The 11,591-nt window shown below is 70.8% G+C and carries 8 protein-coding genes; 4 read left to right on the forward strand and 4 right to left on the reverse strand.

All coding sequences use genetic code 11. The features are described from left to right. Positions 1-122 precede the first annotated feature (122 nt). The 3 genes from ACTUAL_RS16580 to ACTUAL_RS16590 all read right to left on the reverse strand — a co-directional run bounded on the left by ACTUAL_RS16580 (position 123) and on the right by ACTUAL_RS16590 (position 4,347). The gene (locus tag ACTUAL_RS16580) at positions 123-2,414 is read right to left on the reverse strand and encodes an FdhF/YdeP family oxidoreductase (RefSeq protein WP_096491836.1); all 2,292 of its coding nucleotides are present in this window, start codon (positions 2,412-2,414) and stop codon (positions 123-125) included. Positions 2,415-2,559: 145 nt separating this feature from the next. After that, on the reverse strand, positions 2,560-2,748 hold the full coding sequence (locus ACTUAL_RS16585) for a hypothetical protein (protein ID WP_440900905.1): 189 nt from the start codon (positions 2,746-2,748) through the stop codon (positions 2,560-2,562). Positions 2,749-3,321: 573 nt separating this feature from the next. After that, complete coding sequence (locus tag ACTUAL_RS16590; protein WP_440900906.1) at positions 3,322-4,347, reverse strand: hypothetical protein; 1,026 nt, start codon at positions 4,345-4,347, stop codon at positions 3,322-3,324. 290 nt (positions 4,348-4,637) lie between these two features. On the opposite strand from ACTUAL_RS16590, the gene ACTUAL_RS16595 reads away from it, so the two are divergent. The 3 genes from ACTUAL_RS16595 to ACTUAL_RS16605 are packed head-to-tail and all read left to right on the forward strand — an operon-like array spanning position 4,638 to position 9,081. Then, on the forward strand, positions 4,638-7,271 hold the full coding sequence (locus tag ACTUAL_RS16595; RefSeq protein ID WP_440900907.1) for a valine--tRNA ligase: 2,634 nt from the start codon (positions 4,638-4,640) through the stop codon (positions 7,269-7,271). After that, positions 7,271-8,629 (forward strand): bifunctional tetrahydrofolate synthase/dihydrofolate synthase, encoded by a 1,359-nt coding sequence (folC, locus tag ACTUAL_RS16600; RefSeq protein ID WP_440900908.1) that lies wholly within the window; start codon positions 7,271-7,273, stop codon positions 8,627-8,629. Before ACTUAL_RS16595 ends, folC begins: the two co-directional genes overlap by 1 nt. After that, entirely contained in the window at positions 8,626-9,081 is a 456-nt protein-coding gene (locus ACTUAL_RS16605) for a DUF4233 domain-containing protein (protein WP_096491841.1), read from the forward strand. Before folC ends, ACTUAL_RS16605 begins: the two co-directional genes overlap by 4 nt. Positions 9,082-9,306: 225 nt before the next feature. Here ACTUAL_RS16605 and ACTUAL_RS16610 read toward each other — a convergent pair whose 3' ends face one another. Beyond that, the gene (locus ACTUAL_RS16610) at positions 9,307-10,185 is read right to left on the reverse strand and encodes a DUF3800 domain-containing protein (RefSeq protein ID WP_440900909.1); all 879 of its coding nucleotides are present in this window, start codon (positions 10,183-10,185) and stop codon (positions 9,307-9,309) included. 535 nt (positions 10,186-10,720) lie between these two features. Here ACTUAL_RS16610 and ACTUAL_RS16615 point away from each other — a divergent pair. Further along, positions 10,721-11,209, forward strand: coding sequence for a hypothetical protein (locus ACTUAL_RS16615; RefSeq protein WP_440900910.1), 489 nt, complete (start codon positions 10,721-10,723; stop codon positions 11,207-11,209). The last annotated feature ends 382 nt before the right edge of the window (positions 11,210-11,591 follow it).

Consider the following 11,591-nt stretch of genomic DNA (forward strand, 5'->3'; position numbering starts at 1 on the left):
CGCCCCGTTGGCCGCGCCGGTCGACGTGGGCCCCGCCGTCGTCGTCCCGCTCGGCGCGGGCTCCTGCCCGCCCGTGCAGCCCGCGACCACGAGCACCAGGGCCCACGCCGCCGACGCGCGCCTCACGCGATCTTCTCCAGCCGCAGCACGACCGACTTGGAGGTGGGCGTGCCGGAGATGTCCGCCGTGGACTCCAGCGGGATCAGCGGGTTCGCCTCGGGGAAGTACGCCGCGGCGCACCCCTTCGCCGTCGGGTACGACACGATCCGGAACTTCTCGGCCTTGCGCTCCACGGTCCCGCTCGGGTCCTCCGGCCACTCGCTGACCAGGTCGACCACCTCGCCGTCCCGGAAGCCCAGCGAGACGAGGTCGTCCGGGTTGACGAACACCACGCGCCTGCCGTCCTTGACGCCGCGGTAGCGGTCGTCCAGGCCGTAGATCGTGGTGTTGTACTGGTCGTGGCTGCGCATCGTCTGGAGCATCAGCCTGCCCTCGGGCACCGGCAGCACGGTCAGCTCGTTGGCCGCGAACTGCGCCTTGCCGCTCCGGGTGCCGGTGAACTCGCGGGCGTCGCGCGGCGCGTGCGGCAGCACGAACCCGTCGGGCTGGCGCACCCGCCGGTTGTAGTCCTGGCAGCCGGGCACGACGTTCGCGATGTGCTCGCGGATGACGTCGTAGTCCTTCTCCATCTCCTCCCAGCGCACCGGGTGCTCCGGGCCGAGCAGCGCGCGGCCGAGCCTGCACACGATCGAGATCTCGGACAGCAGCTGGTCGCTGGCCGGGGTCAGCCTGCCGCGCGAGCGGTGCACCACGGACATCGAGTCCTCGACGGTGACGAACTGCTCGCCGGTGTGCTGCACGTCCTCCTCGGTGCGGCCCAGCGCGGGCAGGATCAGCGCGACCTGGCCGTGCACGGCGTGCGACCGGTTGAGCTTGGTGGAGACCTGCACGGTCAGCGCGCACTGCCGCAGCGCCGCCTCGGTGACGCGGGTGTCCGGGGTGGCCGACACGAAGTTGCCGCCCATCGCGATGAACACCTTGGCCTCGCCCGCGCGCATCGCCTTGATGCCCTCGACGGTGTCGTGGCCGTGCTTGCGCGGCACCTCGATGCCGAACTCCTCCTCCAGCGCGACCATGAACTTCTCCGGCATCTTCTCCCAGATGCCCATGGTCCGGTCGCCCTGGACGTTGGAGTGGCCGCGCACGGGGCACAGGCCCGCGCCCGGCTTGCCGATCATGCCGCGCGCCATGATCACGTTGCTCAGCTCGCGGATGGTCGCGACCGAGTGCTTGTGCTGGGTCAGGCCCATCGCCCAGCACATGATCGTCGCGTTGGACTCGGCGACCATGCGGGCGAACTTCTCGATCTCGGCGCGGGTCAGGCCGGTCGCGCCCAGGATCACGTCCCAGTCGATCTCGCGGACGCTCTCGGCGTAGGCCTCGAACCCGTCGGTGCTGTTCTCGATGAAGTCCTTGTCGATCGCGTCCCACGCCAGCAGCAGGTGCCCGACCGCCTGGAACAGCGCCTGGTCGCCACCGAGCTTGATCTGCAGGAACTCGTCGGTGAGGGCGGTGCCCGAGCCGATCAGGCCGCTCAGGTTCTGCGGGTTCTTGAAGCGCAGCAGGCCCGCCTCGGGCAGCGGGTTGACCGTGACGATCTTCGCCCCGGCCTTCTTCGCGTCCTCCAGGGCGGAGAGCATCCGCGGGTGGTTGGTGCCGGGGTTCTGGCCCACCACGACGATCAGCTCGGCCTTGGTGAAGTCGTTGATGCTCACCGAGCCCTTGCCGATGCCCGTGGTCTCGGACAGCGCGGCGCCGGAGGACTCGTGGCACATGTTGGAGCAGTCAGGCAGGTTGTTCGTGCCGAACGAGCGGACCAGCAGCTGGTAGGCGAACGCGGCCTCGTTGCTGGTGCGGCCCGAGGTGTAGAACAGCGCCTGGTCGGGGTCGTCGAGCGCGTTGAGGTGCTCGGCGACCAGCTCGAAGGCGGCCGTCCAGGAGATGGGCTCGTAGTGGGTGGCGCCCTGGCGCAGCACCATGGGCTCGGTGAGCCTGCCCTGCTGGCCCAGCCAGTAGTCGGTCTTCTGGGCGAGCTCGGCGACCGGGTGGGCGGCGAAGAACTCGCGCCCGGCGCGGCGGCGGGTCGCCTCCTCGGCGACGGCCTTGGCGCCGTTCTCGCAGAACTCGGCCAGCTTGCGGTGCCCCTGCGGCTCCGGCCAGGCGCACCCAGGGCAGTCGAACCCCTCGCGCTGGTTGAGCAGCCGGAGTGTGGTGACGGTGCGCGTGACGCCCATCTGCTCCACGCCCCGGCGCAGCGACACCGCCACACCGGGAATGCCAGCGGCCCACTGCTTGGGACCGGTGACTTCCAGCTGGGACTCGTCGACGTCGTGCAGCGGTGGCCTGGTGGTCATGGGCCCATTGTCACTTCCGACCAGGACCATTGTCACTCGCGGGGCCGGGATTGGTCTCCTGCCAGGGGCAGCCCGACAGCGCCTCGGTCACCCGGTCGAGGTCGAAGTGCCGGAGCGTGACCGGTCGGCGATTCCGGGTAATGGACTAAGCCGAACGGCCTCGGACCGAGTGCGCCGGCGGGAGGTGGTCGCGGCCGTGCGCCTCGCACTGCACCGAGTAGGCGTAACCCGTGCGGGTCTCCTGCCACAACTGCTCGTGGTCGGCGTCCTCCCCCACGAGGAGGTGCTCGGCCTTGTGCCTGACCAGCGAGACCACCTCCACGGGCGAGCGCACCCCGTCCGGGCGCACCTCGGCGCGACCGGCGGCAGCGCCTGGTCGCCCGCGAGCCTGGTGAGCACCGCGTCGGCGTGCACGCCCAGCTCGACCGCCGTGCGCGCGTGCTCCCGGCAGGTCGGGGCGAACAGCGCCAGCGCGGGCTCGGCGTCGTGGCCGAGGAGCGCGCCCGCCGGTCCAGCCGGGAGGCCACCGGCAGGGCGCGCACCCGGTCTCAGGTGCTGGCGACCTCGTCCGCGGTGAGCCCGGCCAGCCGTTCGGCCTCGAGCGGGACGATGCCCGCCGCGCCCCCGGCCCAGTCCTCGGCCGGTGTCCCCCGGAAGGGGGGCTCGGGGTCTTACCGGTAGTCGGCGGGCACCCCCTCGCCGAGGACCCCGGCGGCTCCCACCAGCCGTCGGCGGGCCCGAGCGCGTGCCGGGCCGACGGCACGCCCGCGCCCGCGACCAGCGCGAGCGCCACCAGCGCGGACAACACCCGGTGGTGGCGCCCCGGACCCCGGCGCGCGGGCGCCCGCCGTCCCCCGACCGCGTCCGGGGTCGGGCCCGAGGGGGGCGGTCGTGGCCGCGGTGGTCGCTAGACGCACTGCCTCCCCTCGTCCAGGCTGACCGACATGCCCTGGTCGAAGTAGCGCTCGTGCGGCGGCGCCGAGGTCGCGGGCGCGTCGAACCCGGTGTCGCGCTCGGAGTAGTAGGGGGCGATGAAGCCCTCCCTCGCCTTGCCGCAGGCCATGGAGTACGTGTAGCCCTCCATCCGCCTGGGCCACGTGCCCTGGCTGCCCTGGGCGTAGTCCGGCCCGGAGACCGTCGTGTAGTCCGCCTTCATCCTGGTCACGACCACGACGTCCATCGGGTTCACCACGCGGTCGTCGTCCTCGAACGCGAAGGCGTAGGCGACCAGGTAGTCGGTGCCGACCGTGAGCAGGCCGTCCTCGTCGAGCCGCGCGGCCATCGAGCCGGTCACCTTCGGCTCGACCGGGAGCAGCGCGAACTCGCGCGCCGCCCTGGTCGCGTGGCTGACCGCGTTCGGCGTGGTCAGGTCGGCGCGCACGTCCTGGCGCACGTCCGGCGCGAACAGCGCCAGCAGCGGCTCCACGTCGTGGTCGACCAGCACCTTCCGGTCGAGCCTGGCGGTGATCAGGACCTGGCGCGTGCGCTCGTAGGCCGCCGCCACCTCCTCGGCGCTGTAGGGGCCCACTGGCGCGGCCTGCGGGGCGGTGACGCCCGCCGCGCCGTCGGCCCAGGTCGTGGCGGGCGTGCCCGCGAACGGGTCGGCCGGGTCGACCCGGCGCCAGTCGTCCACGGTCGTGACCGGCGTGGCGGATGTGGTCGTGGTCCCGGCCGACCCGGCGGCCGTCGTGGTCCCGGCCTGCGGCGTCCCGGCCTGCGGCGTGGTCTCCCGCATCCACAGCGCCGCCCCGGCGGCGACCACCAGCGCCAGCGCCGCGCACCCGGCCTTCGCGCCCCGCGAGCGCAACCGCGCCCGCCTGCGCTCCCGCCGGGAGCGGGCGAGCGCCTGGCGCACCCACGGCTCGTCGGTGTTGAGGTCGGGATGGTCTTCGAAGCCCTGCACGTTCCCCCCGGTTCCGGATAGCTCGTTCACTCGATCGGCGTAGCCTGAGGCGGTGTTACGGGGGTCGCAGCCGGTGACGACAGCTCCTGGCTGGGTGAATTCCCCAGTGACGGTCAGGGGAGGGGGGCGCGCTGGCTGCACCCGCCTCCACCTGCGTGGACGCCTACCCGCAGCGCTGCGTCACCCTCGGTGGCGATCACCGCGCGTCGGCGGGCCGGGTGACGCTTCCGGGTGCGCCTGACCGGAAAGCGTGCATCCGGGTCCGGGGCGCCGGGTATCTGGTTCGAGCCCGCGGTGTCGTTCTTCGTAGACTTCCGGGCGTGACTGAGAAGCCCTCCGCACCCCAGCGTCCCGAACTCCCGCCGGCGTGGAACCCCGCCGAGGTAGAGGCGGGGCTCTACGAGCGGTGGGTCGAGCGCGGGTACTTCACCGCCGACGCGGACCGCGACAAGCCGCCCGTCACCATCGTCCTGCCGCCGCCCAACGTCAACGGCAGCCTGCACATGGGCCACGCCCTCAACCACAGCGTCATGGACGCCCTGTCCCGGCGCCGCCGGATGCAGGGCTACGAGGTGCTGTGGCTGCCCGGCACCGACCACGCGGGCATCGCCACCCAGACCGCCGTGGAGCGCGCGCTCGCGAGCGAGGGCGTGTCCCGGCACGACCTGGGCCGCGAGAAGTTCGTGGAGCGGGTCTGGGAGTGGCGCGAGGAGGTCGGCGGTCGCATCCTCGGCCAGATGCGCCGCCTCGGCGACGGCGTCGACTGGTCCCGCGTCCGGTTCACCATGGACGAGGGCCTGTCCCGCTCGGTGCAGACCATCTTCAAGAAGCTGTTCGACGACGGCCTCATCTACCGCGCCGAGCGCATCATCAACTGGTGCCCGCGCTGCCAGACGGCGCTGTCGGACATCGAGGTCGACCACTCCGACGACGACGGCGAGCTGGTGTCCATCCGCTACGGCGAGGGCGACCGCTCGATCGTCGTGGCGACCACGCGCGCCGAGACGATGCTCGGCGACACCGCCGTGGCCGTGCACCCCGAGGACGAGCGCTACCGGCACCTGGTCGGCACCGAGGTCGAGGTGCCGCTGACCGGCAGGTTCGTGCCCGTCGTCGCCGACGAGCACGTGGACCCGGAGTTCGGCACCGGCGCGGTCAAGGTCACCCCCGCGCACGACCCCAACGACTTCGAGATCGGCCAGCGGCACGACCTGCCCGCCATCACCGTCATGGACGGCCGGGGCAACATCACCGCGAAGGGCCCGTTCGAGGGGCTGGACCGGTTCGAGGCGCGCCCTGCGGTCGTGGCCGCGCTGCGCGAGCTGGGCCGGATCGTCGCCGAGAAGCGCCCGTACCAGCACAGCGTGGGCCACTGCTCGCGCTGCGACACGGTCATCGAGCCGCGCCTGTCCATGCAGTGGTGGGTCAAGGTCGAGCCGCTGGCCAGGGCCGCCGCCGAGGCCGTGCGCGACGGCCGCACCACCATCCACCCGCCGGAGCTGGCCAAGCGCTACTTCGACTGGGTGGAGAACCTCAACGACTGGTGCATCTCGCGCCAGCTGTGGTGGGGCCACCGCATCCCGGTCTGGTACGGCCCGAACGACAAGATCGTGTGCGTCGGCCCCGACGAGGAGCCGCCGTCGGGCGAGGGCTGGACGCAGGACGAGGACGTGCTCGACACGTGGTTCTCCTCGGGCCTGTGGCCGTTCTCCACGCTCGGCTGGCCCGCGCAGACCGCCGACCTGGCGAAGTTCTACCCGACCAGCGTGCTGTCCACCGGCTACGACATCCTGTTCTTCTGGGTCGTCCGGATGATGATGTTCGGCCTGTACGCGATGGACGGCAAGCAGCCGTTCGACCACGTGTTCCTGCACGGGCTCATCCGCGACGCGCACGGCAAGAAGATGTCCAAGTCGCGCGGCAACGGCATCGACCCGCTGGACTGGATGGACTCCTACGGCGCCGACGCCACCCGGTTCACCCTGCTGCGCGGGGCGAACCCCGGTTCCGACCTCGCGCTCGCCGAGGAGTGGGCGGCCGGTTCCCGCAACTTCACCACGAAGCTGTGGAACGCCACCCGGTTCGCGCTGGGCAACGGCGCGAACGTGGAGCGCCCGCTGCCCGACCGGTCCGAGCTGACCGACGTCGACCGCTGGGTGCTCGACCTGCTCGACGGCCTGATCACCGAGGTGGACGCCCAGTTCGAGGCGTTCCAGTTCTCCCGGATCAGCGACGCGCTCTACAAGTTCACCTGGGACGAGTTCTGCGACTGGTACCTGGAGCTGGCCAAGGTCCAGATCGCCGAGGGCGGCGAGCGGGCCGAGTCCACCCGCCTGGTGCTCGGGCACGTCCTGGACAAGCTGCTGCGGCTGCTGCACCCGCTGACCCCGTTCGTCACCGAGGTGCTGTGGACCACGCTCACCGGCGGCGAGTCGCTGGTGGTCGCCGAGTGGCCGAAGGCGAGCGGCGCGCAGGTCGACGCGGGCGCGGCGCGGCGGGTGGAGGGCGTGAAGAAGCTCGTCACCGAGATCCGCCGGTTCCGCTCCGACCAGGGCCTCAAGCCCGGCCAGAAGGTCGGCGGCGCGGTGCTCGGCGCGGACGAGGTCGACCTGGCCGGTCTGGTCGAGTCGGTGCGCTCGCTCACCAGGATGACCGCGCCGGGCGAGGGCTTCACCGCCTCGGTGTCGCTGGACGTCGGCCTGCCCGGCGGCACGGTGAAGGTGGAGCTGGACCTGTCCGGCGCCGTCGACGTGGTCGCCGAGCGCAAGCGGCTGTCCAAGGACCTCGCGGCGGCGCAGAAGGAGCAGGCCCAGTGCCAGGGCAAGCTCGGCAACGCCGCGTTCACCGCGAAGGCGCCCGCCGACGTGGTCGCCAAGATCCAGGGCCGGTTGGAGGCCGCGAGCGCCGAGATCGAGCGCATCAACGCCCGCCTGGCCACACTGCCGGAGGCGTGATGTCGTTCGAACCGGGGGCGCTCGGCATCCTCAGCGTGGTCGAGGCGGAGCTGGACAAGCGCTGGCCCGAGACCAAGATCGAGCCGAGCCTCGACCGGATCAGGGCGCTGGTCGACGTGCTGGGCGAGCCGCAGAAGGCCTACCCGGTGATCCACGTCGGCGGCACCAACGGCAAGACGTCGACCGCGCGCATGGTCGAGGCGCTGCTCACGCGCGTCGGCCTGCGCACCGGCCGCTACACCAGCCCGCACCTCCAGTTGGCCACCGAGCGGATCAGCGTCGACGGGGCGCCGATCAGCCCGGAGCAGTACGTCGAGGCGTACCGGGACGTGAAGCCGTACGTGTCCATCGTGGACTCGCGCGGCGACGTGCCGATGAGCAAGTTCGAGGTGCTCACCGGCATGGCGTTCGCGGCGTTCGCGGAGACGCCGGTCGACGTGGCCGTGATCGAGGTCGGTCTCGGCGGCTCCTGGGACGCCACGAACGTGGCCGACGGGCGGGTCGCCGTGATCACCCCGATCGGGATCGACCACGTCGAGTTCCTCGGCGACGATCTGGCGGGCATCGCGGAGGAGAAGGCCGGGATCATCAAGCCCGGTTCCACCGTCGTGCTCGCGCAGCAGCGGCCGGAGGCCGAGCAGGCGCTGCTGCGCCGGGTCGCCGAGGTCGACGCGACGGTGGCGCGGCAGGGCTCGGAGTTCCTGGTGCTGCGGCGCGACGTCGCGGTCGGCGGCCAGATGCTCACGCTGCAGGGCCTGGGCGGTGTGTACGACGAGGTGTTCCTGCCGCTGCACGGCGCGCACCAGGCGGCCAACGCGTCGCTGGCGCTCGCCGCCGTCGAGGCGTTCTTCGGCGCGGGGCCGCAGCGGCAGCTCGACGTGGAGGCGGTGCGCGAGGCGTTCGCGGGCGTCGAGTCGCCGGGCAGGCTGGAGCGGCTGCGCGCCGCGCCCGCCGTGCTGGTCGACGCCGCGCACAACCCGCACGGCGCCGAGGCGCTGGCGAAGGCGCTCGACGAGGAGTTCGGCTTCCGCAGGCTCATCGCGGTCGTCGGCGTCATGTCCGACAAGGACGCCGTCGGCATCCTGACCGCGCTGGAGCCGAGGGTGGCCGAGGTCGTGCTGACCCAGAACTCCTCGCCGAGGGCCATGGACGCCGATCACCTGGCGGGCGTGGCGCTGCCGATCTTCGGCGAGGACCGCATCGTCGTGCAGCCGAACCTGGCCGACGCGATCGAGGACGCGGTCCGCATGGCGGAGGACACCGAGGACGGCCTGGTGTCCGGCGGAGGCGTCATCGTGACCGGCTCCGTGGTGACGGCGGGCCAGGCCCGCGCCCTGTTCGGGAAGGAACCGGCATGACGACCCCGGCGGCCCCGGCGCCAGCCCCCAAGAAGGACCCGATGAAGTCCTTCCGGGGCATCATGGCGGGAACCCTGATCCTGGAGGCCATCGTCACCGCGCTGGCCCTGCCGGTGGTGGCGAACCTCGGCGGCGGCGTCAGCACCGGCACGGGCTACCTGGTGCTGGCCCTGATCCTGGCGTTCGTGGGCACCTGCGCGCTGCTCAAGCACCCGTGGGTCGTCTGGCTGATCATCGCGCTGCACGTGGTGATGGTCGCCGGCATCGTCCTGATGACGGCCCTGGGCGCGGTCGGCATCATGTTCAGCCTGGTCTGGGCCTACCTGCTGTGGCTGCGCCACGACGTCACCAAGCGCATGGCCGAGGGCCGCCTGCCCAGCCAGCAGCAGGCCGCCCAGGCCCAGGCCGAGCAGGCGGCAGCCTGGAAGTCCGGCGAACAGCCGAAGCCGTAGCCGAAAGCCCTCACGATCGCCGCGCACCGGCCCCCGGTGCGCGGCGATCGGCGTCTTCGGGGCGGTGATCGGTGCTCCGTGACCGTGCTCGGCAACCTGTGTTCTCCGGGCGCTCGGCAGCCTGCGTTTCCGGGTGTCCGGCAACCCGCGTTCCTGGGCGTGCGGGAACCCGGTGGAATCCCTCACCTGGCTTGCGCCCCGCGGAGAGGGCTCTCTAGTGTTCCGCTACGGCTCTTCACGGAGTCGCGGGGAACCACCGCTTGGACCGGGTCGACCGGCCCCTTCCGCCTCGGTGGACGCAGCGGCCTCGGGCTCCGTGGGGAGCCCTCGTCCTTCGGACGACGGCCACCAGGGCTGCCCGGTGATGAGCGAGTCCTGTCCCAGGACGGTGAAACCGCGGCCGAGCATCCGCCCGAGCGGGTCCCGGTGTACCTGGTGCAAGCACTCCACCAGGTACTCGTCGCTGTGGTTCCCGTACTTGTCCGGGGTAATCGCCGCGTTGAACATCCCGAGGTAGAGGTCCGCGGCTTGAAGGCCGTCCCGATCGGCCGCTCCCCTGATGGTGATCTTCGACGTCGCGAGCCGCCACGAAAAGCCGTCGTGGGGGGAGAGCGCGCCGATGTGCTTTAGCGTCGTGGGGTGGTCGTGCCCTCGGGTGTGGGAGATTTCCGCTATTACCCGCCGGTGTCCGCCGGGCCACGTCCGGGCGGCCACCGCGATTCGCTCGAACAGCAGTTGGGTGGTCCTGGTGTAGGTCAGCGCGGCGTCGCCGTGCACGTCCGACGCGGGGGCGAGCGCCCGCTTGTCGACCAGGACGTAGATCAGTTGGACGCCGGGCACCTCGGACAGGCTCTTGGCCGCGTGGCGACGCCGGTCGTGGTTGCGCGCGCGCAGGTGGTCCGCCCAGTGCAGGGCGTGGCCTTCCGGGATGCCGAAACCGGTTCGCAGTTCCCGGACGGTCCGGCGGAGTTCGTGGTCCAGTTCGTCCGGGACCAGCACGGCGCACAGGCCGAACAACCGGGAAGCCGAGGGGCCGAACCCGCGATCGCCGGTCTCGTCGACATACGCCCGGAGTGCCGGTGTGGTCGGGTTGACTTGGTGCATTGAACCGTTGCTCCCGCACTTCTTCTCCGGGGCATAGCCCTTAGTGCGGGAGACTATAGAGCGCTCTGCGTCGCCACGTCACCTTGGTAGGTGACCATCTAAAGAGGGCACAATGGGGTGCATAGCCACCCTTATGGAGCAAAACTTGCGCTAAAGGGTGAAATTTAGCTGGTTATTCTCTCGGTTCGGGAATCACCGGTGAACCCCACCCTGCGCCCTTCGGGGGAGTGGGAGCGCTCTCGCCACGTTATCCATCGGAGCGGGGTCACTGTCCGCTTCGTGGGCGCGAGACCGCGCGACCCGACGCGCACGTTCCCGACGCCTCGCCTGTTCGGCGCGTTCACCCCGTTGTCGCCTGCGCCCACTGCGCACGAGGGGCACGAGCGAAGGCGTGGTGAACTGGCGGACGCTTCTGAAGGCGAGCGCGGTCGGGGTCGCCGGGGGACTGGCGCCCGGTGTGGCCCTGACGCGCGGTGGGTGGCCCGAGCTGACGCGCGGGGTGCAGTCCGGCGACGTGTCGTGGGACGGCGGACCGGTGTGGGCTCGGGCCGATCGGGCCTCGCGGATGGTGGCCGAGCTGTCGGCCGACCCGGACTTCCGGCGGGCGCGCGTGGTGCGCGGTCCGCTGCTGACGCCGGACACCGGCGGCACCGGCAAGGTCCGGTTGCGCGGGTGGCCGCCCGACGGCCGGGTGTGGCGCAACACGACCACTCCGGCGAGAGCCGAGGTCGCCAGCACCCTGGACGGGTGCCGGGGCCGGTTCGCGCGCACCGTGCTCGACCCCGAGGTCCGGCGAGTTCACCGCCTCGGTGCCCTCGTTCGTGCAGTGGGACGACCACGGGGTCGTCAACAACCAGTACCCCGGCGAGATCCTGGACTACTGTCTACTAGGGTTACAGTAGCATCTTGGCAGACTGCCTCTCGCTGGTTTGTATCCGGTATCGATCCAGTTAGCGATATCGCCCCTCCCCGGACTCAGCCCAGAGGCAATGCTTGGCAGCAGTTGTCTAGTAGATTTCTCTAGGATGGTCGTTGGGCAAAATCTAGGCCCGAATTCTTCGGGGTGAGTCTCCTGTCTTGTGTGAGTGTGCATCACGAGCCATACCCTGTACAGATCAAGGTGATTCGGTGACTGCTCTCGATTTGGATGATAAAAATGTCATCGAAACTTTAAAGCAACAGCTCGGCCAACTCTGGCGCACGTCATAGTGCGCAAAGGCCGCAGGAGCAGGATGGTTTTTTGGAGCTTGTCACCCAAGTGCCACATTGGGCGCATCTTAAACCGCGATACAGGTCTATAACGGAATTGGCGAATATCTCGGCGTCAACTTGCGAGAGATTCCATGATTTTGGATCTGGATGCACAGTCAAGTTACGAATGAGCTTCTGTGCTGTGATTGCGCGTA

The organism is Actinosynnema sp. (assembly GCF_052038725.1).